Annotated in this window: 21 protein-coding genes; 15 read left to right on the top strand and 6 right to left on the bottom strand. The window is 74.3% G+C overall.

Annotated elements, in window-relative coordinates; translation table 11 throughout:
- The first annotated feature begins 146 nt into the window (after positions 1–146).
- Genes H305_RS0119690 through H305_RS0119680 form a run of 3 tightly spaced genes read left to right on the top strand, consistent with a single transcriptional unit; the run spans position 147 to position 2,619 of the window.
- The gene (locus H305_RS0119690; protein WP_028801900.1) at positions 147–1,259 is read left to right on the top strand and encodes a sensor histidine kinase; all 1,113 of its coding nucleotides are present in this window, start codon (positions 147–149) and stop codon (positions 1,257–1,259) included.
- Positions 1,256–1,924, top strand: coding sequence for a response regulator (locus tag H305_RS0119685; protein ID WP_028801899.1), 669 nt, complete (start codon positions 1,256–1,258; stop codon positions 1,922–1,924). Before H305_RS0119690 ends, H305_RS0119685 begins: the two co-directional genes overlap by 4 nt.
- A 38-nt stretch (positions 1,925–1,962) precedes the next feature.
- Positions 1,963–2,619 carry a DUF4232 domain-containing protein gene (locus H305_RS0119680; protein ID WP_158690553.1) on the top strand — a complete coding sequence of 219 codons (657 nt, stop codon included), beginning with the start codon at positions 1,963–1,965 and terminating at the stop codon, positions 2,617–2,619.
- A gap of 206 nt (positions 2,620–2,825) precedes the next feature.
- On the opposite strand, the gene H305_RS0119675 is transcribed toward H305_RS0119680, so the two are convergent.
- Positions 2,826–3,890 carry a lipoate--protein ligase family protein gene (locus H305_RS0119675; protein ID WP_028801897.1) on the bottom strand — a complete coding sequence of 355 codons (1,065 nt, stop codon included), beginning with the start codon at positions 3,888–3,890 and terminating at the stop codon, positions 2,826–2,828.
- A gap of 211 nt (positions 3,891–4,101) precedes the next feature.
- On the opposite strand from H305_RS0119675, the gene H305_RS0119670 reads away from it, so the two are divergent.
- The 4 genes from H305_RS0119670 to H305_RS0119655 all read left to right on the top strand — a co-directional run bounded on the left by H305_RS0119670 (position 4,102) and on the right by H305_RS0119655 (position 9,432).
- Complete coding sequence (locus H305_RS0119670; protein WP_028801896.1) at positions 4,102–5,931, top strand: gamma-glutamyltransferase family protein; 1,830 nt, start codon at positions 4,102–4,104, stop codon at positions 5,929–5,931.
- A gap of 88 nt (positions 5,932–6,019) precedes the next feature.
- Positions 6,020–6,859: an inositol monophosphatase family protein gene (locus H305_RS0119665; protein ID WP_028801895.1), complete on the top strand. Its 840-nt coding sequence runs from the start codon at positions 6,020–6,022 to the stop codon at positions 6,857–6,859.
- Between the two features lie 645 nt (positions 6,860–7,504).
- The gene (locus H305_RS0119660; protein WP_028801894.1) at positions 7,505–8,914 is read left to right on the top strand and encodes a phytoene desaturase family protein; all 1,410 of its coding nucleotides are present in this window, start codon (positions 7,505–7,507) and stop codon (positions 8,912–8,914) included.
- The gene (locus tag H305_RS0119655; protein ID WP_028801893.1) at positions 8,911–9,432 is read left to right on the top strand and encodes an O-acetyl-ADP-ribose deacetylase; all 522 of its coding nucleotides are present in this window, start codon (positions 8,911–8,913) and stop codon (positions 9,430–9,432) included. The genes H305_RS0119660 and H305_RS0119655 overlap by 4 nt, the downstream gene beginning before the upstream one ends.
- 139 nt (positions 9,433–9,571) lie before the next feature.
- Here the strand turns inward: H305_RS0119655 and H305_RS0119650 are convergent, their stop codons facing one another.
- Positions 9,572–9,955 (bottom strand): BlaI/MecI/CopY family transcriptional regulator, encoded by a 384-nt coding sequence (locus H305_RS0119650; protein ID WP_028801892.1) that lies wholly within the window; start codon positions 9,953–9,955, stop codon positions 9,572–9,574.
- Positions 9,956–10,172: 217 nt separating this feature from the next.
- Here H305_RS0119650 and H305_RS0119645 point away from each other — a divergent pair, with 217 nt between their 5' ends.
- The 6 genes from H305_RS0119645 (at position 10,173) to H305_RS0119620 (ending at position 16,304) form a co-directional block, all read left to right on the top strand.
- The gene (locus H305_RS0119645) at positions 10,173–11,681 is read left to right on the top strand and encodes a hypothetical protein (protein ID WP_028801891.1); all 1,509 of its coding nucleotides are present in this window, start codon (positions 10,173–10,175) and stop codon (positions 11,679–11,681) included.
- Complete coding sequence (locus H305_RS0119640; protein ID WP_028801890.1) at positions 11,678–12,613, top strand: lysylphosphatidylglycerol synthase domain-containing protein; 936 nt, start codon at positions 11,678–11,680, stop codon at positions 12,611–12,613. The genes H305_RS0119645 and H305_RS0119640 overlap by 4 nt, the downstream gene beginning before the upstream one ends.
- A gap of 160 nt (positions 12,614–12,773) precedes the next feature.
- Positions 12,774–13,211 carry a BlaI/MecI/CopY family transcriptional regulator gene (locus tag H305_RS46465; protein WP_078629128.1) on the top strand — a complete coding sequence of 146 codons (438 nt, stop codon included), beginning with the start codon at positions 12,774–12,776 and terminating at the stop codon, positions 13,209–13,211.
- Complete coding sequence (locus H305_RS0119630) at positions 13,208–14,137, top strand: M48 family metalloprotease (RefSeq protein WP_028801889.1); 930 nt, start codon at positions 13,208–13,210, stop codon at positions 14,135–14,137. Before H305_RS46465 ends, H305_RS0119630 begins: the two co-directional genes overlap by 4 nt.
- Positions 14,138–14,305: 168 nt before the next feature.
- Positions 14,306–15,775 (top strand): AlkA N-terminal domain-containing protein, encoded by a 1,470-nt coding sequence (locus H305_RS0119625; RefSeq protein ID WP_028801888.1) that lies wholly within the window; start codon positions 14,306–14,308, stop codon positions 15,773–15,775.
- Positions 15,776–15,815: 40 nt separating this feature from the next.
- Positions 15,816–16,304 carry a methylated-DNA--[protein]-cysteine S-methyltransferase gene (locus H305_RS0119620; RefSeq protein WP_028801887.1) on the top strand — a complete coding sequence of 163 codons (489 nt, stop codon included), beginning with the start codon at positions 15,816–15,818 and terminating at the stop codon, positions 16,302–16,304.
- A 51-nt stretch (positions 16,305–16,355) separates the two neighbouring features.
- On the opposite strand, the gene H305_RS0119615 is transcribed toward H305_RS0119620, so the two are convergent.
- The 3 genes from H305_RS0119615 to H305_RS0119600 form a co-directional block, all read right to left on the bottom strand.
- A complete protein-coding gene (locus tag H305_RS0119615; RefSeq protein ID WP_028801886.1) occupies positions 16,356–17,081 on the bottom strand; it encodes an SIR2 family NAD-dependent protein deacylase in 726 nt (241 codons plus the stop codon).
- A gap of 333 nt (positions 17,082–17,414) precedes the next feature.
- Positions 17,415–17,906 (bottom strand): NUDIX domain-containing protein, encoded by a 492-nt coding sequence (locus tag H305_RS0119605; RefSeq protein ID WP_028801885.1) that lies wholly within the window; start codon positions 17,904–17,906, stop codon positions 17,415–17,417.
- Between the two features lie 110 nt (positions 17,907–18,016).
- Positions 18,017–19,096: an ADP-ribosylglycohydrolase family protein gene (locus H305_RS0119600; protein WP_028801884.1), complete on the bottom strand. Its 1,080-nt coding sequence runs from the start codon at positions 19,094–19,096 to the stop codon at positions 18,017–18,019.
- Positions 19,097–19,454: 358 nt separating this feature from the next.
- Between H305_RS0119600 and H305_RS0119595 the strand changes: the two genes are divergently transcribed.
- A complete protein-coding gene (locus H305_RS0119595) occupies positions 19,455–20,573 on the top strand; it encodes a glycerate kinase (RefSeq protein ID WP_028801883.1) in 1,119 nt (372 codons plus the stop codon).
- Positions 20,574–20,798: 225 nt separating this feature from the next.
- Here H305_RS0119595 and H305_RS0119590 read toward each other — a convergent pair whose 3' ends face one another.
- The gene (locus H305_RS0119590) at positions 20,799–22,010 is read right to left on the bottom strand and encodes a PucR family transcriptional regulator (protein WP_028801882.1); all 1,212 of its coding nucleotides are present in this window, start codon (positions 22,008–22,010) and stop codon (positions 20,799–20,801) included.
- A 179-nt stretch (positions 22,011–22,189) separates the two neighbouring features.
- Here H305_RS0119590 and H305_RS0119585 point away from each other — a divergent pair, with 179 nt between their 5' ends.
- Complete coding sequence (locus tag H305_RS0119585; RefSeq protein WP_028801881.1) at positions 22,190–22,993, top strand: ABC transporter ATP-binding protein; 804 nt, start codon at positions 22,190–22,192, stop codon at positions 22,991–22,993.
- Positions 22,994–23,096 lie beyond the last annotated feature (103 nt).

The raw sequence follows: 23,096 nt of genomic DNA, 5'->3' as shown, positions 1-23,096 counted from the left end.
GGGGCCCTGGGGGCGTCGTACACCCGGAGGCGATGCGGGCTGCTCCACCGGGCCCGGGAAACGCCCGGCCTACTCCGCCGGGAGTAGGCCGGGTGCCCTCCACAGGTCTGACGCGGGTTTCGCGCCCGACGCATAAAGTGCCGTCCATGCAGCTCGACCAGGCCACCCGCAGACGCCTGGCCGACACGGCCCTCGCGGTCGTCGTCGGCGCGCTCGTGCTGACCGCGGCCGCCTTCGACGCCGACACGACCCCCGTCGACCTCGCCCTCGTCGCCCTCGGCTCACTGGCCCTCGCCGCCTACCGCAGCACCCCGCGCGCCGTGCTGGCGATCACCACGGTCACCACCACCGCGTACGTCGTGCACGCCCACCCCGGCTCGCTGTCCGCGCTCCCGGTGCTGAGCGCCGTCCACACGGCGGCACGAGCCGGTCGCCGCGGCGTGGCCGCGCTGGCGAGCGTCGTGTTCCTCGCGGGCTTCGCGACCGCGGGCCCCACGACCCAGGAGCTCGTGGAGCGGACGACGCTGCTCACCGGCTGGTTCCTCTGCGCCCTGGTCACCGGCCTCGCCGACCGGAACTGGCAGGCGTATCTGCGGCAGACGGAGCAGCGCGCCCTGGAGGCCGAACGCACTCGAGAGGAGGCGGCCCTGCGGCGCGCCGGCGAGGAACGGCTGCGCATCGCACGGGAGTTGCACGACTCGCTCACGCACAGCATCTCGATCGTCAAGCTCCAGGCCGGGGTGGCCGTGCACCTCGCCCGCAAGCGCGGCGAGGAGATACCGCCCGCGCTGCTCGCCATCCAGGCGGCGAGCGGCGAGGCGATGCGCGAACTGCGCTCCACCCTGGAGGTGTTGCGCACCGACGAGCCGACCGGCACACCAGCTGTGCTCGTGGAACGGGCGCGTGCCGCGGGCCTCGCCGTCGACCTCCGGGTGACCGGCGAGGAACGGCCCCTGACGGCGACCGTGGACCGTGCCGCGTACCGCATCGTGCAGGAGGCCCTCACCAACGCCGCCCGGCACGCGGGGCCCGCCAAGGTCCTGGTCGAACTCGGCTATGAGCAGCAGGAGTTGACGATCCGCGTCGACGACGACGGCACCGCACGGCCCTCTTGCGCGCCCGTCCCCGGCATCGGACTGACCGGAATGCGTGAGCGCGTCCAGGCCCTGGGCGGCACCCTGCACGCCGCCCCGCGCACCGAGGGCGGCTTCTCGGTCCGGGCCGCCCTTCCGCTGTGCCCGCCCGGGGACGCCCCGTGATCAGGGTGGCGCTCGTCGACGACCAGGCCCTCATGCGCGCCGGCTTCCGCGCCCTGCTGGAGGCGGAGGACGGCATCGAGGTGGTGGGTGAGGCCGCCGACGGCGAGCAGGGGCTCGCGCTCGTCCGCGCGCAGATCCCCGACGTCGCCCTCGTCGACGTGCAGATGCCCGTGATGACGGGCATCGAGGCGACCCGCCGTATCGCGGAGGACCCCGCACTCTCCGGCGTACGCGTCGTCATCCTCACCAACTACGGCCTGGACGAGTACGTCTTCGAGGCGTTGCGGGCCGGCGCCAGCGGGTTTCTGCTCAAGGACACCGAACCGGCCGATCTGCTCCAGGCCATCGAGGTCGTCGCGCTCGGCGAGGCGCTGCTGTCCCCGTCCGTGACCCGGACGCTGATCGGGGAGTTCGTGGCCCGTCCCCCCGACCGGGCCACGGCGCCGGGACTCGAATGCCTCACCCGTCGAGAGAGCGAGGTCACCGCGCTCGCCGCGCGCGGCCTGACCAACGAGGAGATCGCCGCGCACATGGTGATCAGCCCGCTGACGGCCAAGACCCACATCAGTCGCGCGATGACGAAGCTGGGGGCCCGCGACCGCGCCCAACTGGTCGTCTTCGCCTACGAGTCGGGTCTCGTCACGGCACGTGGGCACACGGAGTGAGGCCGTCCGTCGAGGCCGCCTCGTGCGATCATCGGTCCGTGATCGCCACACACCGCAAGCGAATCCGTTCCGCCGCTCTCGCCTGTCTGCTGGCGCTCACCCTCAGCGGCTGCGGACTTTCCGCGGAGCTGGACCGCGAGCGCAACCCCGGACGGGAGCCCACCCCCGCCGCCACCCGGACCCGCGCCGCCCAGCCGTCCGCTCCCGTGGTCTCCGAGACGTCACTCGCCGTCCCCGGAGGGCCGGAATCGTCACCTGCCGTCCCGGTGCAGCAGGACCGCGGCTGCCCGCCGTCCGGCCTGCGCGTCGGCACCGGCCCCGTGGAGGCGGCCATGGGACTGCGCGCCATGACCATCACGCTCACCAACTGCGGCAAGAAGCCGTACGAGTTGAAGGGGTACCCGTCCGTCCGGGTCCTCGGCGCGGAGGGCGACCCGATCCCCGGCGTGCTGACCGTGGAGGGCACCGACCAGGTGGCCATGGCGCCCGAGGACCCCGGCCCCGAGGCACTCACGCTCGGTCCCGGCGAGAGCGCGCGGGCGGGCCTGTACTGGCGGATGGCCGCAGAGGACGGCACCTACCTGCGGGTCGCCCCGGCCGCGGGGCGGAGCCCCACGACGGTACGCCTGCCGGACCCCCTCGACATCGGCCCGGAGAACACCCTGGGCACGACAGCCTGGGCACCGGCCACCTAGCCAGGACCTGTCGGACAATTCCCGCCCGCCCGGTGCGACGCCATGCACGCACGCTCGCCGCACCGGGCACAGCCCCGAGTACATCCAGCACGAGGGGCCGCGCCCGGCACACCGAGCGCACGCACCTGACGCCGCCGGGCCGCCCTGCGGTCGACGCCGGGAGGCATCGGACAGGCCCTGGCGGCGGGTGCCGCGCGCGGCACCGGTCACGGCACGCGCGCGGTCCATTCCGGGGCGCCGAACTTCGAGCGGGCCAGCTCCTGCGCCCGCGCCAGTTCCTCCGGCGTCACCTTGCCGTCCACCAGCCCGTACCGCCCGCGGAACGAGTCGATCATCCGCTCGATGACCGCCTCGCGCGCCAGTCCCGTCTGCCGCCGCAGCGGGTCGACCCGCTTCTTCGCGCTCTTCGTCCCCTTGTCGGAGAGCTTCTCCCGCCCGATGCGCAGCACTTCGAGCATCTTGTCGGCGTCGATGTCGTACGACATGGTCACGTGGTGCAGCACGGCGCCCGGGCCCCCGCCGGGTCCGACCACCCGCTTCTGGGCGGCGCCGGCGATCTTCCCCTGATCCGTCGCGATGTCGTTCAACGGCTGGTACCAGGCTTTGATCCCCATGTCGCCGAGCGCGCCCAGCACCCAGTCGTCGAGATACGCGTAGCTGTCCTGGAACGACAGGCCCTGGACCAGGGCCTCGGGCACCGAGAGCGAGTACGTGATGGTGTTGCCCGGCTCCACGAACATCGCGCCGCCGCCGGAGATGCGGCGGACCACCTCGATGCCGTGCCGGGCGGCGCCCGCCGGGTCGACCTCGTTGCGCAGGGACTGGAAACTGCCGATGATCACGGACGGGGCGCCCCACTCCCACACCCGCAGCGTCGGCGCACGCCGGCCCGCGGCCACCTCCGTGGTCAGCACCTCGTCCAGTGCCATGTGCAGGGCCGGGGACTGCGGCCCCTCGTGGATCAACTGCCAGTCGTAGTCCGTCCAGTCGGCGGCGTGCGCCAGCGCCCGGCGCACCGCGATCCCGATGCCCTCCGAGGTCAGGCCGTACATGACCGTGCCCTCGGGCAGCGCGGCGTCGATGCGGGCGGCGAGACCCGCCGCGTCGGTGTCGGCCGGCGCACCCTCCAGCGCGTGATTGACGGCGTCCAGCGCCTCGTCGGGTTCGAGGAAGAAGTCGCCCGCCACGCGCGCGTGGCGCAGCACCGCGCCCTCGACGTCCAGATCCACCACGACGAGCTTGCCGCCGGGGACCTTGTACTCACCGTGCACCGATCCGCCTCCGTTCAGTTCCACGAGGAGCAACGACGGCCGGGGGCGAATGATTCCGATCATTCCGGGTTCTTCCGTACCGGCGGGGCCGGTCCGTGGGACGTCCCGGAAGGCGCCCGTCCGATCCGGGCGGGCCACCCTGCCGCCCTGGCCGCGGCAAGTGCCATAGTCGTGGGCGAGGTTGATCGCTCGGCACAGCGAGGTGGCAGGCATGTTCACGACCCGACCGACGCTCCAGGGCACCTTCGGCATGGTGTCCTCGACCCACTGGCTCGCCTCGCAGTCCGCGATGGCCGTCCTGGAGGACGGCGGCAACGCGTACGACGCCGCCGTCGCCGCGGGCTTCGTCCTGCACGTCGTCGAACCCCACCTCAACGGACCCGCGGGCGAGGTCCCGATCATCCTCGCCCCGGCCGGTGGCGAGGTGAGGGTGCTGTGCGGGCAGGGCGTCGCGCCCGCGGGTGCGACGGTCGCCCACTACAAGGGGCTCGGGCTGGACCTCGTCCCCGGCACCGGGCCCCTCGCCGCCGCCGTGCCGGGCGCCTTCGACGCCTGGATGCTCCTGCTGCGCGACCACGGCACCAAGCCGCTCGCCGACGTCCTCGCGTACGCCATCGGATACGCCGAGGACGGCCACGCGCCCGTGGAACGCGTCGGAGAGACCGTCGAGACGGTGCGCGAGCTGTTCGAGACGGAGTGGACGACCTCGGCCGAGGTGTACCTGCCGGAGGGCAGGGCGCCCCGCCCCGGCGAGCTGTTCCGCAACCCCGCCCTGGCCGCGACCTGGCGCCGGCTCCTCGCCGAGGTCTCCGCGGAGGACGGCCGGGTGGAACAGATCGAGGCCGCGCGCCGGGTCTGGCGCTCCGGCTTCATCGCCGAGGCCCTGGTGCGCCAGGCCCGCCGCCCCACCCTGGACACCAGCGGCGAGCGCCACACCGGCACCCTGACGGCCGCGGACCTCGCGAGCTGGTCCGCCACCTACGAACCGCCCGTGACCTACGACTGGCGCGGCTGGACCCTGTGCAAGGCGGGCCCCTGGAGCCAGGGCCCGGTCCTGCTGCAGCAGCTGGCCCTGTTGCCGCCCGAACTGCCCGCGTACGGCTCCGCCGAGTACGTCCACCTGCTCGTCGAGGGCTGCAAGCTCGCCATGGCCGACCGGGAGGCCTGGTACGGGGACGCCGACGACGTACCCCTCGACGAGCTGCTCTGCGAGTCGTACAACGCCGAGCGGCGGGCGCTCGTCGGCGACAAGGCGTCGTACGAGCTGCGTCCCGGCAGCCCCGGAGGGCGCGTCCCGCGGCTGAGCGGGCACGCGCGCGTGCCCGCTCCGTGGGAACCCGGCTTCGACGCGCTCGCGGCGCCCGGCGCGGGCGAACCCACCGTGGCACGGCCCGCCCGCACGGCCCCGGAACCCGAGGTCGCGGCCGACGGCGGCACCCGGGGCGACACCTGCCACCTCGACGTCGTCGACCGCTGGGGCAACATGGTCGCCGCCACGCCCAGCGGCGGCTGGCTCCAGTCCAACCCCGTCGTGCCCGAACTGGGCTTCCCGCTCGGTACACGGCTCCAGATGACCTGGCTGGAGGAGGGACTGCCCAACTCCCTCGCGCCGGGCCGCCGTCCCCGCACCACGCTCACCCCGTCGCTCGCCCTGCGCGACGGCGTCCCGGTCATGGCGTTCGGTACGCCGGGAGGAGACCAGCAGGACCAGTGGCAGACGCACTTCTTCCTGGCCGTGGCGCTGCGCTCCGCCGTGCGCGGCGGTCTCGACCTCCAAGGCGCGATCGACGCCCCGAACTGGCACAACGACAGCTTCCCCGGCTCCTTCTACCCGCGCGGCATGCACCCCGGCAGCCTCACGGTCGAGGCCCGCACGGACGAGGCGGTCGTCGACGAGCTGCGGCGCCGCGGGCACGACGTCCAGGTGGGAGAGGCGTGGTCGGAGGGACGTCTGTGCGCGGTCGCGCGGGACCCCGCGACCGGCGTGCTGTCGGCCGCGGCGAATCCGCGCGGGATGCAGGGGTACGCGGTCGGACGCTGAGTGCGGCGCCCCTCGGAGTTCATCCGGATTCCACCCGGAGTGCACCGGGCGTGCGGGGATTGTCAGCGGCGCGTGCTCTCATGGAGCCATGATCGAAGACATCGAAACCATCGACGAGTTTCTCGCCCGGCACAGCTCCGACGTCGAAGAAGCGGTCCGCGAGGCGGCGGCGGCCGAGATCATGCCCCGCTTCCGGCAGCTCGCAGCGCATGAGATCGACCAGAAGTCCGGCCCGCACGACCTGGTGACGGACGCCGACCGCAAGGCCGAGCAGTATCTGACCGGTGCCCTCACCGCGCTGCTGCCCGGCTCGGTCGTCGTCGGCGAGGAAGCGGTGCACGCCGACCCCGCCACCTACGAGGCGATCCAGCGCTCCGCGCCGGTCTGGATCGTCGACCCCGTCGACGGCACCCGCCAGTTCGTGCACGGCGATCCCGGCTTCTGCACGCTCGTCGCGCTCGCCCGGGACGGAGTCGTGCTCGCCTCCTGGACGTACGCCCCCGCGCGCGACGAGTTCGCCGTCGCGATACGCGGCCGGGGAGCCTTCCTCGACGGCGTGCCCCTGCGCTCCGGCTCGCCGGTGCCCGGCCGTGACCTGGACGTCGCCACGTCCCACCCGGACTACACCACGGACGACCAGAAGCGCGCGCTGATCGGCCTGCGCGTCGAGGGAGTCGTCCCGCGCCCCTGCGGCTCGGCCGGCCTTGAGTACCTGGCCGTGGCACGGGGGGAGTCGGACGCGGTCGCGTTCTCATGGGAGGCGGCGTGGGACCACGCCGCGGGCCTGCTCCTTGTGGAGGAGGCGGGCGGCGCCCACCTGACCCTCGCGGGCGAGCCGTTCCGCGTGACGGGGGGCAACGCGCTGCCGTTCACCGCGGCCCGGGACGAGGCCACCGCCCGCCGCGTGGTGGCCCTGCTGTCGGCGTGAGCCCGACCCGACGCCGACCCGGCCCCTCCCGGCCGGAGCACCCCGTCCCGATCTGCGGTGAGCTCGGCCTTCCGGGGTGACACCGAGGGCCTGCCCGGTCACCGACCCGCCCCGTCGGTGCCGGTGAGCTCGACCGCTTGGGGTTACGCCTGGTCACGGCCCCGGCTGTCGGAGCGGTCGGCCGGCCGGGATGACACCGAGCCCGCCGTCGACGAGCCCGGCCGCGGAGCGGCACCCGGACGAGCACGGCCACCGCCGCCCGGCGTCCGCCGCCCGACCCCGGTGAGGGCATCACTGCCCGTACGGAGTCCGTCGTGCGCGGCGGTACCGAACCCGAAGGGGGAGGGGCCCTCGAGAAGACGCCGGCCTGCCGCGGACGCACCAGGTTCCGCCGGGCCCGGTCCGGGCGCTGGACCGAGCGTGACCGGGGCAGGGGGCTGATGGCGCCGGGACCAGGGTGCTGCCGGTCGGGCTCGGGGAGCTCGCCGGTGCCTCCGCCGAGCCCCCCCGGGGGGCGTGGGCCGCCCCGCGCACGTCGGGAGGTGTCTCCTTCCCAACCCCCCGCGCCGCCAAGGCTGTCGGTCCTGCGGCATATCCTGATCCCCAGTGGCCATCGGCTGACAAAGGAGTCCGAAGGTGCCGTCGATGCTCGATGCCGTCGTGGTGGGTGCGGGGCCGAACGGACTGACCGCTGCCGTGGAGCTGGCCCGCCGCGGCTTCTCCGTGGCCGTCTTCGAGGCCCGGGACACCGTGGGCGGGGGAGCGCGGACCGAAGAGCTGACCCTGCCCGGCTTCCGCCACGACCCCTGCTCGGCGGCGCACCCGCTGGGCGTCAATTCTCCCGCGTTCCGGGCGATGCCCCTGGAGCGGTACGGCCTGGAGTGGCTGCACGCCGAGCTGCCCATGGCGCACCCTTTCACGGACGGCACGGCAGCGGTGCTGGCGCGGTCCGTCGCCGAGACGGCCGCGTCGTTCGGCCCGCGCGACGCCGGGGCGTACCGCCGGCTGGTCGCGCCCTTCCTCACCAAGTGGGACACGCTGGCGCACGACTTCATGTCGCTGCCGCTGACCGCGCTGCCCCGGGACCCGGTCACCCTCGCCCGCTTCGGCCTCACGGGGCTGCCGCCCTCGACCTGGCTGATGCGCCGCTTCCGCGACGAGCGGGCCCAGGCACTGTTCGCGGGCCTCGTCGCCCATGTCATCGCCCCGCTCGGCGGCTTCGCCACCGGCGCCGTCGGCCTCGTCTTCGCGCTGGCCGCGCACGCCCGGGGCTGGCCGGTCGCGCGCGGCGGCTCGCAGGCCATCTCCGACGCGCTCGCCGCGTACCTCGAGGACCTCGGCGGCACCGTCCACACCGACTACGAGGTCAAGCGCCTCGACGACCTGCCGCCCGCCCGCGCGTACGTCTTCGACACCTCGCCCACCGCCCTGGCCCGCATCGCCGGGCTCGGCCGGTTCTACGAGCACTACCGGTACGGGGCGAGCGTGTTCAAGATCGACTACGCGCTGGACGGGCCCGTGCCCTGGACCGCGAAGGAGGCGCGCGCCGCCGGTACCGTGCAGGTCGGCGGCAGCCGTGCGGAGATCGCCGGTGCGCTGCACGCGGCCTCCCGAGAGGGCCGGGCACCGGACACGCCCTTCCTGATCACCGTGCAGCCCGGTGTCGCCGACCCCAGCCGCGCGCCCGAGGGCAAGCAGGTCTTCTGGGCGTACGGACACGTGCCGAACGGCTGGAGCGGTGACCTCACGGACGCGATCGAGCGGCAGCTGGAGCGTTTCGCGCCGGGCTTCCGCGACCGTGTGCTCGCCCGTGCGACAGCGGGCCCGCCGGAGCTGGCCACCCGCAACGCGAACTACGTGGGCGGTGACATCGCCTGCGGCGCCGCCTCCGGGCTTCAGCTCCTGCTGCGCCCCAGACTGTCCCTGTTCCCTTACGGCACCCCCCACCCGGCCGTCTTCATCTGTTCGTCCGCCACCCCACCGGGCCCGGGCGTCCACGGCATGTCGGGGCACAACGCGGCGAAGGCCGTGTGGAGGAGACTCAGACAGGCATGACCGCGATCAAGCTGGTCCAGGGCGACATCACCCGGCAGAGCGTGGACGCCGTCGTCAACGCGGCGAACTCCTCGCTGCTCGGCGGCGGAGGCGTGGACGGAGCCATCCACCGCCGCGGCGGCCCTGCCGTCCTCGAGGACTGCCGCAGGCTGCGCGCCTCGCATTACGGCAAGGGTCTGCCCACCGGCCGGGCCGTCGCCACGACCGCCGGCGAACTGGACGCGCGCTGGGTGATCCACACCGTGGGGCCGGTGTACAGCCGCGAGGACGACCGCTCGGCGCTGCTCGCGTCCTGCTACCGCGAGTCCCTGCGCGTCGCCGACGAACTCGGCGCGCGCACGGTCGCCTTTCCGGCCGTGTCCGCCGGCATCTACGGGTGGCCGATGGACGACGCCGCGAGGATCGCCGTGGAGACGGTCCGGGCCACCCCGACGGACGTCGAGGAGGTCACCTTCGTCCTCTTCGACGAGTCCGCCTACCGGGCCTTCGCCGCACAGGTCCCCTCCGAGGAGAAGTAGCCGCCGAAGGCCGGTCGGCCGTGTCCCGGACCGCAGTGGAAGGCGTCCCACGGCTGCCGGCCGCTGACGCGAGGGACCGGCCACCTGGTGGAGGGGACGACACGAGCGAGGGTGACGTCCACGGCATGGACGTCGATCATCACGGCTCGTCCCCGTCGAGCAGCCCGCGCAGAACCGCTCCCTCCTGCGGGCTCAGCCCGGTGACGAAGTGCCGGAGGGCGGCGATCGGATCGGGGCCGCGGTCGAGCGCCTCGTGCATGGCGTCGGCGGTCATCTCGGCCGCGTCCTTCGTGGGCCGGTAGGCGCCGCGCCGCCCGTCGACGTCGCGGCGCACCAACCCCTTGTCGTACAGGCGCTTGAGGATGGTGTGCACGGTGTTGTAGGCGAGGCCCCCGCCGATCTCTCCCTGGATCTGGGCGGGCGTCAGGGCGTCGTCGGTGGCCCAGAGGGTGGCGAGCACCGCGCTCTCCAACTCGCCCGCGCCGCGCCGGTCCGCTCTGCCGTGGGGGCTCGTGCCAGCCATGGTCGCCACCTTACAGCGCGTAGGGGGGAGCGGAGGCCGGTCCGGGCCTCGGGCGAGACGGGGGACCGGGGCGCGAGGCGCTCGCCCCGGATGCCGTTCCCGGACTGCGAGGCCCTGAGGTGCGCGGTAATTTGTCCATGATTTCACGGATTTGACCCTTGCCTCGCGTCACGTGGGTCGAAGGGGCCCTACAGCTTGTAGGGCTGGAGGGAGGACGATGGTCAGGACCGCGGACATTCCGCTCGCCGGTGCCGAAAGGGCGGCCGGTCGGCCGTCGGGCCGTCCGGCCGCTCGGTACGTCGGCGGACGGCGCGGGATCGCCCTCGTGGCCCTCGCCTTCACTCTGGCCCAACTGCTGCTGGTGGGGCCCGGCATGGGGCTCGGCTGGGACGAGACGGTCTACGTCAGCCAGGTCAGCGGGGACGCGCCGGCGGCGTTCTTCAGCGCACCCCGCGCCCGCGGCGTCCCCCTGCTCGTCGCCCCCGTCGCCTCCTGGTCGTCGTCCACGGCACTCCTGCGGGTGTGTCTGGCCCTGCTGTCGGGGCTCGGCCTCTTCGTGGCGCTGTGCGCCTGGCGGCACCTGTTCCCGGCGCGGCTGCTCGCCCTGGCCGGCACCCTGTTCGCGACCCTGTGGGTGACCCTCTTCTACGGTCCGCAGGCCATGCCCAACTACTGGGTCGCCGTCGGAGCACTGCTGTGCGTCGCCTGCTTCCTGCGGGCACGCTCCGTCCCCCGCAACCGGGCGGCGCTGTGGGGCGTGGGGCTGGGCGCGGCGCTGATGGCGTGGATGCGGCCCACCGACGCGGTCTGGGCGACCCTCCCGCTGCTGGTCCTCGCGGTGCCGGAGCTGCGCCGACGACGGCCCTGGCTGCCCGCCGCGCTGGCCGGGGGCCTGATGGCCGGCGCGGCCGAGTGGATCGTCGAGGCGTACATCGGCTACGGGGGCCTCGGCCAGAGGCTCGCCGACGGCTCCCGCATCCAGGGCGGCCTGGGCTGGAACATCGCCGTCGCCGACCAGATGCGCAGCCTGGGCGGACGCATCCTGTGCCGCCCCTGCACCGGCGCGATGCCCGACACCGCCGTGCTGGTGTGGTGGTTCGCGCTGCTCCCCCTGGCCGCGGCAGGTCTCGTGGCCGCGGTCAGGGCCCGGCGCACGGCGCCCACGCTGCTCCCGCTGGCCTGCGCCGCGACGGCCGCGTTCCCGTACCTGTTCATGATCGGCTACGCCGCCCCGCGCTTCCTGCTCCCGGCCTACGCGCTCCTCTCCCTCCCGGTCGCCGACGCCCTCGTCCGTCTCGTCACCGTCGCGCACGGCGTGTGGCGCCCGGCGGCCGTGACCGCGGTCGCGCTCGGCCTCGCCTGCCATCTGGCGGTCCAGTACACCGTGCTCGAAGACACCGTCCGCGACGCCACGGACTCCCGTCGCGACTGGGCCCGCGCCGCCGCCGACCTGCGCGGGCTGGGGATACGGCCGCCGTGCGTCCTGACCGGCCGGGACGCCGTCCCGATCGCCTTCCGCGCCGGGTGCGCCTCCGTCGCGACCTCAGGGCACAACGCGAACACGACCGGGCAGGCGCTCGCGCGGACCGGACGGAGCCGGCCGGTCGCGGTGCTGACCTCCCGAAGCGGCCGACCGCCCGCGTTCGCCCGGACCTGGGAAGTCCATCGCATCGGCGGCCTGCGCGCCTACCTCGCCCCCACCGGGCCGGGAGGACGGGCCTCATGAGTTCTCCGCCCGGCACCGCCGAGACGGCCCTGGGCCGGCGGGCGCCTTGGCAGGCCGGGATCGCGCTGGCCGTCCTGCTCTGCACCGGCTGGCTGGCCTGGCGGCACTGGCCGGTGATCGAGACCGCGGCGGGCCGGCTCGCCCACGCCGACCGCGGCTGGCTGCTCGTGGCGGCCGCGGCCGCCCTGGCGACCTGGGCATGTTCAGCCCTCGCCCAACAAGGCGCCGTGGTCCGGCCGCTGCCCACCGGCCGCCTGGTGGCGGTCCAGTTCGCGGCCTGTGCCGCCAACCATCTGCTGCCCGCGGGACTGGGCTCCGGAGCGGTCAACTTCCGCTTCCTGAACCGGTGCGGGCTGCCGGTGCCCAGGTCGGCGACGGCGCTCGCCGTCAAGGCGACGGCCGGCGCCGTGGCCCGTGCCCTGCTGATCGCCGCGCTGGCGCCCGCCTGCCCCGGCACCCTGCGCTTTCCGCATGTCTCCCCGGCGGCATGGGCCGTGACCGTCCTGGTGCTCGCCACCGCTGTGATCGTGCTCTCGGGGCTCCTGCGGCGCGCGCTGCGGGCGGTGCTCGCGGACGTCCGCGCGGTGCACGAGGTCCCCGGACGGGCGGCCGCGTTGTGGGGCGGCTCGCTGGCGTTCGCCGGGCTGCACGCGGTCGTCGTCGTCGCCGTGGCCCAGTCCGTCGGCCTGCCGCTGCCCCCGGCCGAGGTGGCCCTGGCCTACCTCGCCGCCAGCGGTGCCGCGGTCCTGCTGCCCACTCCCGGCGGCCTCGGCTCGCTGGACGCCGCCCTCGCCCTGGCCCTGACTCTCGCGGGGGCGTCCGGCAGCGCGGCCGCCTCGACCGTCCTCGGCTACCGGCTGCTCACCACCTGGCTGCCCCTGCTCCCGGGCCTCATGGCGCTGGGCGTACTGGTGCGACGCCGGGTCCTGTGAACCACCGCAGGACCGGGCCGGCCGCGGGCGCGGTCGTCCGCGCACGACCGCTCACGTGCGACCGGCGCGTAGCGTCGGAGCGTCGAGGCACACCTCGGTGACTACAATCCCGTAGATGGTCTACTGGACTGTAGACGATGACGGGATGAGGATCGTGCCCATGAGCAGTGCGAAGGACGAACGCCGGCCGGCGGGCGAGCTCGAGGCCGACGTGCTGGCCGCTCTCTGGGCCGCGGGCGCACCCCTGACGCCCGGGCGCGTCCAGGCGGAGCTGGACTCCGGCCTCGCCCGGACGACGGTGACGACGATCCTGTCCCGGCTGCACGAGAAGGGGATCGTCGGCCGTGAGCGGCAGGGCCGCGGCTTCGCGTACTTCCCCGTCCAGGACCCGCACGGCCTGACCGCCCGGCGCATGCACACCGAACTGGACCGGGACGACGACCGGGGGACCGCCCTCGCCCGGTTCGTCGCCCAGCTCAGCCCCGACGACGAACGCCTCCTGCGCGACCTGCTGGAGTCCGACGGCTCCCCGGGAACGGCCGAGCACGGCCTGACGGAGCCCGGCGGGGAATGCCTGCCGGAATCGGGTGGGCGATGACGGCCCTGCTCTTCCTCCCGCTGCTGCTGCCCTTCACGCTGCCGCCGCTCGCCCGCCGCTGTCTCGACCGGCTCGCGCCGGTGACCGCGCTGTGGACGCTGACCTGCGCGGTCCTCGTGCTGGCCGGCGCGTCCGTGGCGGCGCTCGGCGCCCTCGTCCTCAACGGCCTGCTCAAGGTGCCGGTCCTCGCGAGCCTCGGCGAACTCGTCCATCCGCTGCGCACCGCGTCCGACCTGGTCGTGCTGCCCGCCGCAGCGGGCGCCACCGGTGTGCTCACCGTCGGCGCCTGGACCCTCGTCCGTTCCGCCGTGCGTCAGCTGCGCGCCTTCCGAGTGGCCCGGACCCGGGCCGGCCGCCGCCCCGCCGCGGGCGACCTGTGCGTCATCGAGTCACCGCACCCGGACGCCTATGCCCTGCCGGGCCGCCCGCACCGCATCGTCGTCACCACCGCGATGCTTCGCAGCCTCGCCCCCCGCGAACGCGAAGTGCTCTTCGCCCACGAACGCGCCCACAACGACTACGGCCACCACCGTTTCCTTCTCGCGGCCGAGCTCGCCGCGCACTGCCATCCAGGTCTGCGCCCGGTCCGTGCGGCCGTCGCGCTCGCCGCGGAGCGCGCCGCCGACGAGGCGGCGGCCGCCGTGGTGGGGGACCGGAGACTGACCGCGCGCGCCATCGCCCGTGCCGCGCTGGCCACGCAGGCGGCCCGCTCGGACCGTCCCGACTTCGCCCCCGCGGTCAGCACGGGGCCCGTGCCCCGGCGCGTCGCCGCCCTCCTCGCCGCTCCCCGGCGCCGCTCCCGCGCCGCCTTCTGGCCGGCCCTGCTCGTGGTCGCCTGCGCCTGCGTGTCGGCCGGCTCCTCGGCGGCCGGGGTGCTCGCCTTCCACCACCAGGTCGAGGTGGCTCAGGGCGAAGCGGTCCGCTGACCCCGCCCGTGTCCCGCTCGGCGGGACGTCACTCGGCCGTGCCGCTGAGGCCGGGCCACGGCCGGTGAGCCGGGCGGTCCGGGCGCCGGCGGGCAGGCCCACGTACATGTCGCTTTTTCGCCAGCCCCGCCCTCGCAGGTGCCCGATGCTGGAGACATGCGGAACGGAATGCACACCGACATCGAGCGCTGCGTGCGTGCCGTCCAGTCGAAGGACGCGCGGTTCGACGGATGGTTCTTCACCGCGGTGCTGACGACGCGGATCTACTGCCGGCCCAGCTGCCCGGCCGTACCGCCGAAGCCGCAGAACATGACCTTCTACCCGAGCGCCGCCGCCTGCCAGCAGGCCGGTTTCCGGGCCTGCAAGCGATGCCGGCCCGACACCAGCCCCGGCTCTCCCGCGTGGAACCAGCGCGCCGACGTCGTCGCCCGCGCGGTGCGCCTGATCGGTGACGGCGTCGTCGACCGCGAGGGCGTCCCCGGCCTCGCCGGCCGGCTCGGCTACAGCACCCGCCAGATCGAACGGCAGCTCCTCGCCGAGCTGGGCGCCGGACCCCTCGCCCTCGCGCGGGCCCAGCGCGCCCAGACCGCGCGGCTGCTCATCGAGACCACACCCCTGCCGATGGCGGAGATCGCCTTCGCGGCCGGCTTCTCGTCGATCCGTACCTTCAACGACACCGTGCGCGAGGTCTTCGCGCTCTCCCCGAGCGAACTGCGCGCCCGCCGGCCGAAGAACGGCGCCGGCGCCACACCGGGCGTGCTCAGCCTCCGGCTCCCCTTCCGCGCCCCGCTCAACCCCGACAACCTCTTCGGCCACCTCGCCGCGACCGCCGTACCCGGCGTGGAGGAGTGGCGCGACGGGGCCTACCGGCGGACCCTGCGGCTCCCGTACGGACACGGGATCGCCGCGCTGACGCCGATGCCGGACCACATCGCGTGCCGGCTCACCCTCAGCGACCTGCGCGACCTGCCCGTCGCGATCAGCCGCTGCCGCCGCATGCTCGACCTCGACGCCGACCCGGTCGCCGTCGACGACCGGCTGCGCGCCGACCCGCTGCTCGCCCCGCTCGTCGACAAGGCGCCCGGCCGACGGGTGCCGCGCACGGTCGACGAGGCGGAGTTCGCCGTACGCGCCGTGCTGGGCCAGCAGGTCTCCACGGCCGCGGCCCGCACCCACGCGTCCCGTCTGGTCGCCGCGCACGGCGATCGGGTCGACGACCCGGAGGGCGGGCTCACCCATCTCTTCCCGGCGCCCGACGCGCTCGCCGCCGTCGACCCCGAGTCGCTGGCCATGCCCCGCACCCGGCGGACCACCTTCACCACACTGGTGACCCAACTCGCCGACAAGACACTCCACTTGGGCGTCGAGAGCGACTGGGAGGAGAGCCGGGCCCGGCTGCTCGCCCTGCCGGGGTTCGGCCCCTGGACGGTCGACGTCATCGCCATGCGGGCACTCGGCGACCCCGACGCGTTCCTGCCCACCGACCTCGGCATCCGCCGCGCCGCACAGGGGCTCGGCCTGCCGTCCACGCCCGCGGCGCTCACCGCCCGCGCGGCGGCCTGGCGGCCGTGGCGGGCCTACGCCGTCCAGTACCTGTGGGCGACGGACGGCCACCCGATCAACTTCCTCCCCGTGTGACCACCGGCTCAAGGGCCGACGACCAAGGATCTTCCGCGACATGACAGCGAAACGGCACACAGTGCTCGACAGCCCGTACGGACCCCTGACCCTCGTCGTCACGGACGGTGTCCTGTCCAACCTCTACATGGTGGGCCAGCGCCACCGTCCGCCGGACGAGACCTTCGGCGACCGCGACGACTCGCTCTTCGACGAGGCGGCCGACCAGCTGGAGGCCTACTTCGGAGGGGAGTTGAAGGAGTTCACCCTCGAACTGAGCCTGCGGGGAACGCCGTTCCAGTGCAGCGTGTGGGACCAGCTGCGCCGCATCCCCTACGGCGAGACGCGCTCGTACGGTGACCTCGCCGACGCCCTCGGCAGCCCCGGCGCCTCCCGCGCGGTGGGCCTCGCCAACGGCAAGAACCCCATCGGCATCATCGTGCCCTGCCACCGTGTCGTCGGCGCCGACGGCGGCCTCACCGGATACGGCGGCGGCCTGGACCGCAAGAAGCGACTGCTCGACTTCGAGAGCGGAGGAGCCCTCTTTTGAGGGCCGGCCGGCCAGGGGCGTCGTTCTGACCAGCCTGGGTCCCAAGGCCCCCTAGCTCCCCAGCCCCCGCAGCAGCTCGGGCAGCGCCGTGCCGATCGGTTCCCGTACGACCTCGTCGGCGAGGTCGTCGTACGGCGTCGGCTCGGCGTTGACGATGATCAGCCGCGCCCCGTGATCGGCGGCGACCCCCGCGAGCCCGGCGGCCGGCTGCACCTGGAGGCTGCTCCCGACCGCGATGAACACCTGACAGGCCTTGGTGATCGCGACCGCCTCGCCGAGGACGACCGGGTCGAGACGCTCGCCGAACATGACGGTCGCCGACTTGAGGATGCCGCCGCACTCCAGGCACGGCGGGTCGCCCTCGCCGGCCTCGACGCGCGCCAGGGCGTCCTCCATCGGCGCCCGCACGTGGCACTCGGTGCACACCACGGCCCGTGCGGTGCCGTGCAGTTCGAGCACCTTGCGCGCCGGCATGCCCGCCAGCTGGTGCAGCCCGTCCACGTTCTGCGTGATCACTCGCACCGGCACCCCGGACCGCTCCAGCTCGGCCACCGCCCGGTGCGCCGCGTTCGGCTCGGCCTCCAGCGCCCGGTTCCCGCGCCGCATCTGCCACGAGCGGCGCCGGATCTCCGGATCACCCATGTAGTACTCGTACGTGACGAGCTTCTCGGCCTCGGGATCCCGCCGCCACAGCCCCTGGGGACCGCGATAGTCGGGGATTCCGGAGTCCGTGCTGATACCGGCGCCGCTCAGAATGGCGACGAGGGGCCTGTTCATGGGACCGAGGGTAGGCCGGGCCGGAGAGCGGGTCGAACGGATATCGTTCGCCCCGCACGGAACGAAGTTCACCCACCGACGCGTGTCCGTGCGCCCGGCCCGGCACCCGAGCGCGGTTTCCCCGGCGCGAAGTCCCGGTTCGCGACGATGCGCGGACGATGGTCCCCATAGGGCTTCCCGCCGTCCAGCAGCTTCTCGCGGCACTCCAGCGATTCGCGGTACTCGCCCATCCGGTAAGACGACTGCGCCGGCGCTCTCCCTCCGCACGGCGACTCCGCCGAGAGACGGGCAGCTGCCACGACGGGGCGAGGCCGGGTGACCCAAGGACGGCGGTCAGCCCACCCGGTGGCCGTTCTCCAGCTCCACCGTGCCCCCGCCGTCCGTCAGGACGTCGAGGGCGGCCAGGACCCGTCGGCCCAGGGCGCCCGGCAGATGGCCGGCCAGCTCCTCGCGCGGCACCAGGCGCCAGGACAGCAGTTCCTCCTCCTGGAGGCGGATCGACTTGAGCGCGCTCTCGTCCAGGACGCCGTCGTCGTACAGATAGGCCACCAGCGGGGGCCGCGCCGTCCCGTGCACCCAGTCGACCGCGAGCAGCCGGCCCAGGCCGACATCCAGACCGATCTCCTCGGCGGTCTCCCGGCGCGCGCCCTGCCGCGGGGTCTCCCCGTCGTCCGACTCGACGGTGCCGCCCGGCAGGGCCCAGCCCTCCCGGTAGTTCGGTTCCACGAGCAGCACCCGCCCCTCGGCGTCGCGGAACAGGGCGGCTGCCCCGGCGAGGATGCGGGGCAGACCCGCGATGTACGTGGCGAAGTCCGAAGTGGTCATGCCCGAAGGGTAACCAGCCCGCGCCGCCCGTCCCCGGACTCACCTGCGCGAAGTACGGGCTCAGCCGCGTGAGTTCGGCCACCGGCTGAGCAGCGCACCGGCCCAGGGGCTCAGGAACCGTTCCCGGCCTCGGCGAGAGCGACCGTGCGGGACGCGAGCTCACTGATCCGCACCCCGTCGAAGCCGAACACCGCACTGCGCACGGTGTCCTCCAGAGGGTCCTTCCACTGCTCCGGAAGCGCGTCCGCCCCGCACAGGACCCCGGCGACCGAGCCCGCCGTCGCGCCGTTCGAGTCGGTGTCCAGACCGCCGCGGACGGTCAGCGTGATGGTGCGGGTGAAGTCCCCGTCGCCGTAGAGCAGCCCCGCCGTGAGGACCGCGGCGTTCGGGACGGTGTGGATCCAGCCGAGGCCCGCGGTCTCCTCGGCGACCGTGCTGAGCGTGTCCTCCCAGTTCATCCGGGTCTCGTGGAGCGTGAGCACCCGGCGCACCGTGCGGGCGAGGCGGCTGCTCGCGGGGATCACCGTCAGCGCCGTGTCCAGGGCGTGCCGTACGGTCGGTGCCGTGAACGCCGCCGAGACCAGCGCGGCCGCCCACATCGCCCCGTACACGCCGTTGCCGGTGTGGGACAGGACGGCGTCCCGGCGCGCCAGAGAGGCCGCGCGGCGCGGATGACCGGGACAGGTCCAGCCGTAGACGTCGGCGCGGATGAGCGCCCCGATCCACTCCTGGTAAGGATTGTCGTAGGTGGCCGTCAGCGGCGGTTTCAGACCGTTCGCGAGGTTGCGGTACGCGGCGCGTTCCGCCGTGAACGTCTGCAGATACGGCAGCCGCAGCAGCCACAGGTCGCCCACCTGCTCGGTGCTGAAGGAGAACCCGTGGGTCTCCAGCAGGTCCAGTCCGAGAATCGCGTAGTCCACGTCGTCGTCACGGCAGCTGCCGTGGATACGCCCGCGTACGCACTGCCGCCACTCCGGGCGCAGCGCGAACTCCTCACCGGCGCCGTCGTCGGCCGGCTCGGGGAGGTAGTCGGTGAGCGGCAGGGCCGCGGCCTGCCGCAGATAGCGGTCGATGCGATCCCGCGTCCAGTGGTCGCCCTGCTCGACCGGCTTGCCGAGCATGTTGCCCGCGATCCGGCCCAGCCAGCCCCCGAGGACGCGGTCCGCGAGCTCAGTGCCCACAGGGGTCATAGCTCCGGTTTACCCAATTACGGGCGCCCCCGCGCGGTGTTCGGCGAGGCTGGTGCTTCCGGGCGCCGGACGGCTTCGCCGCGTCGCACGGCCCGGGCCGCCGTACGCCGCCGGGTGCCGGACCCCTTGCGGATAGCCCCGCGAGCCACGGATGGGGAGCCGTGGCCGTACCGCTGTGATCCACGGATCGGACCGTCGCGGTCCACGGAGCGGGACGGTTCCGGCAGGTGGGCGGGGCATGACGGCGGGGGCTTCCTCCGGTTAAGGTCGCAGCGGCGCGACTGCCTTGACGTGAGCAAGGCCCGGAAAGCAAGGGGAATGCAAGGTGGCGGACGCTGCAGTGAATCGGACCCCGCGTGTGCTCATCGCCGCGGACAAGTTCAAGGGATCGCTGACGGCCGTGCAGGTCGCCGAACGGGTGACGGCCGGACTGCGCCGGGTCGCGCCGCGCGCCGAGGTCGAGGCGCTGCCCGTGGCCGACGGAGGCGACGGGACCGTCGACGCGGCGGTCGCGGCCGGGTTCGAGCGGCGCGAGCTGCGCGTCGCGGGGCCGCTCGGCGACGAGGTGACCGCTGCGTACGCGCTGCGGTCGGACACCGCCGTGGTCGAGATGGCCGAGGCGAGCGGGCTGCAGCGGCTGCCCGCCGGGGTCTTCGCACCGCTCACCGCGTCGACGTACGGCTCGGGCGAGCTGCTGCGCGCCGCGCTGGACGCCGGTGCGCGCACCATCGTGTTCGGCGTCGGCGGCAGCGCCACGACGGACGGCGGCGCGGGCATGCTGGCCGCGCTGGGAGCGCGCTTCCTGGACGCGGACGGCGAGCCGGTCGCACCGGGCGGTGCGGCGCTGCGCGACGTGGCGAGCGCGGACCTCTCCGCGCTGGACGCCCGGCTGTCCTCGGTCGACTTCGTGCTCGCCAGTGACGTGGACAACCCGCTGACGGGGCCCAAGGGCGCCCCGGCCGTCTACGGCCCCCAGAAGGGCGCGAGCCCCGACGACGTCGCCACCCTCGACGCCGCGCTCGCCCACTTCGCCACGGTCCTGGAGAAGGCGATCGGTGCCCGGGCCGCCGAGTACGCGGGCGCACCCGGCGCCGGTGCGGCGGGCGGCATCGGGTACGGGGCGCTCGTCCTCGGGGCCCGCTTCCGTCCCGGCATCGAGGTCATGCTCGACGTCCTCGGCTTCGCCCCGGCCCTCGACCGCGCCGACCTCGTCGTCACCGGTGAGGGCTCGCTCGACGAGCAGACCCTGCACGGCAAGGCCCCGGCCGGCGTCGCCGCCGCCGCACGCGCGGCGGGCAAGGAGGTCGTCGCGGTCTGCGGGCGCCTCGCCCTTCCTCCCGAGGCGCTCGGACGAGCCGGCATCAGGCGGGCGTACCCGCTGACGGAGGTCGAGCCCGACGTCGCGAAGTGCATCGCGAACGCCGGCCCCATCCTGGAGCGGGTCGCGGAGAACATCGGGCGGGACTTCCTCGGCTGAGACGCCGTGACGGGGGTGCGGCCGGGTCCTTCCCGTCCGGGCTCAGGGGCGGCCGGACCCTCCGGCTGAGCGGCGGCCGGGTTTTCCCGGCCGAGCCACCGACAGGGCTTTCGGGGCTGAGGCGCGGCGGAGCCCGCCGAGGTGACGGGCCCGCTGCCGGGTCCGGACCCGGACGTCCGTGGTGCAAAGGCGGCGCTCGCCCCGGCCGGAGGGATCCGTGATGGCTCAGGCCGCCGCCCCGCCCCCGGCCAGCCGGTACGCGTCCAGCGCCAGCGTCATCTCGATCAGGTCCCGGGGCCGGGCCAGGGATCTCGACGTCAGCTGTTCCAGCCGCCGCAGCCGATTGAAGACCGTGTTGCGATGGCAGTACAGCTGCCCTGCCGCCCGGCCCGCGGAGCCTTCACAGGCCAGCCACACGTCGAGCGTCTCCAGCAGCACCGCCCGGTCCGCCGGGTCCAGCGCCAGCAGCTCGCCGAACACGTCCGACACGAGCTGCCCCGCCAGCTCCGGCTGGCTCACCACCAGCGCCGTCGGCATCCGCCGGTCGAGGCGTACGACATGTGCCGCGTCCGGCGGACAGGTGCGTAACGCCAGCTCGGCCATCCGCCGCGCCCGGCCCAGCTCGGCGAGGCCCGACACCACCGGACTGATGCCACCCGGCCCCGCATGGCGCCCGTCCAAGAGCTGCGCCACGGCGTCCAGGCCCTGCCCCGGGCCCAGCGCGACCACACCGACCTCGCAGTCCGTCCGCATCCGCCAGATGAAACGCAGCCCCGCTCCCCGCATGGGCCGGGGGAACGCGTCCCGTCCGTCGCGGCGGTCGGGCCGCAGCACCACCACGGCGTACGGCCCCCGCTCCGGCAGGTCGAGTCCCGCGGCGGCCCGCGCCGCCAGCCCGGGCGCCTCCTTGCCTTCGAGCAGGGCGTCGAGCAGGGCCTGCAACTGCTCGTCCGTGCGGCGCCGCAGCTCCTTCTCGGTCGCGAGGTAGGCCTCGGAGGCGATGGCGGCCTGTGCGTCCACGGCCGCCCACACCATCGTCGCGGACCGCATCAGCACCGCCAGTCGTTCCGGCTCCCGGCCCGCGGCACCCTCCAGCAGGGCGTCCCACACGAGATAGCCCGCGGCACGGTAGGCGTGGACGAGGAGTTCCAGAGGCAGTCCCTGCTGGGCGCGGCGGCGCCCCGCGTCCTCGGCGTGCTCCAGGTCGCGGCGCGGGGAGTCCCGCGGTGCCGAGATCGTCTGGATGCCGATGCGCATCGCCGTCTCCGCCTCCTGCCACTGCTGGTCGTACGGCAGCACCTGCCCGTAGACCGGTGAGTGCTCGGCGAGCTGACGCAGGTGCTCGTCGACGAGCTCGGGCAGTCGCTCCAGCAGCGCCGCACAGGACTCCCCGAGCAGCTTCCAGTCATGACCGGTCCGCGGTCTGCGCCGTCCCATGGCCGGAGGATGCCACCGCGGGACCCTGCCGGACAGGCCCCTGACACGCGGTGTTGTGCGCGCGCACAACCGGCCGACGTCACCTCTGGGCTCCCGCCGCGTTTCGTCCGCACCCCGTGGACGGGCGTCCCCGCCGGTGCTGAGGTGAGCGCCACACCGAGCGAGGAAAGGGAGGTGCCATGGGCGGATCCGCTCTGCTCGTGCGGGATCTGTCGGTCGGATACGGACCCGTGCGCGCGTTGCGCCAGGTGTCGCTGGAGGTGCCCGAAGGCGCCGTGGTGGCCGTTCTCGGCAGCAACGGCGCCGGAAAGTCGACGCTGTTGCGGGCGGTGTGCCGGACCCTCTCCTTCCACGGGGGAGCGGTGACCGGCGGCACGGTCTCGCTGGGCGGGCGCCCACTGGACCGGCTGCCGCCGGAACGGGTCGTGGCCGCCGGCGTGTCCCAAGTCCCGGAGGGACGGCGGGTGTTCGCCCGCATGACGGTCGCGGACAATCTGCGTGCCGGCGCGCTCGGCGGCTCGGGCGGCCGGGCGGAGCGGGCCCGTGCCCTGCGCCGTGTGCACGACCTCTTCCCCGTCCTCGCCGACCGGGCCCAGCAGCGGGCGGGACTGCTGTCGGGCGGGGAGCAGCAGATGCTCGCCGTCGGCCGGGCACTCATGGGCTCCCCGAAGGTGCTGCTCCTCGACGAGCCGTCGCTCGGGCTCGCCCCGCTGATGGCCGCCCGGATCGCCGACACCGTGCGGGAGATCAACGAACAGGGCACCTCCGTCCTGCTCGTCGAGCAGAACGCCGCGCTCGCCCTGCGGCTGGCATCTCGCGCCTACGTCCTGGAGGTGGGGGAGGTGACCCTCTCCGGCCCCGCGGACACGCTCGCCTCCTCCGACGAAGTGCGCCGCCGCTATCTGGGCGTGACCGACGAGGACGCGGCGGCCGACGTGTCCCGAGCGGGCGGCCTGCCGGCCCTGTCCCGCTGGAAGGGGTGAACAGCACCAGTGGAAACACCTGAAACAGCCGTGACACCCGGCCCCGCCGAGGACCGGCCCTCCTCCGGCGCCGCCGTGCAGGGCGACGCCGCCGAAGCTCCCG

This window comes from Streptomyces sp. 142MFCol3.1, assembly GCF_000424945.1.
In the GTDB taxonomy this organism is placed as follows: Bacteria; Actinomycetota; Actinomycetes; order Streptomycetales; family Streptomycetaceae; genus Streptomyces; species Streptomyces siamensis.
The sequence above is the reverse complement of the archived record's forward strand: the minus strand, read 5'-3'. Positions and strand labels throughout refer to the sequence as shown.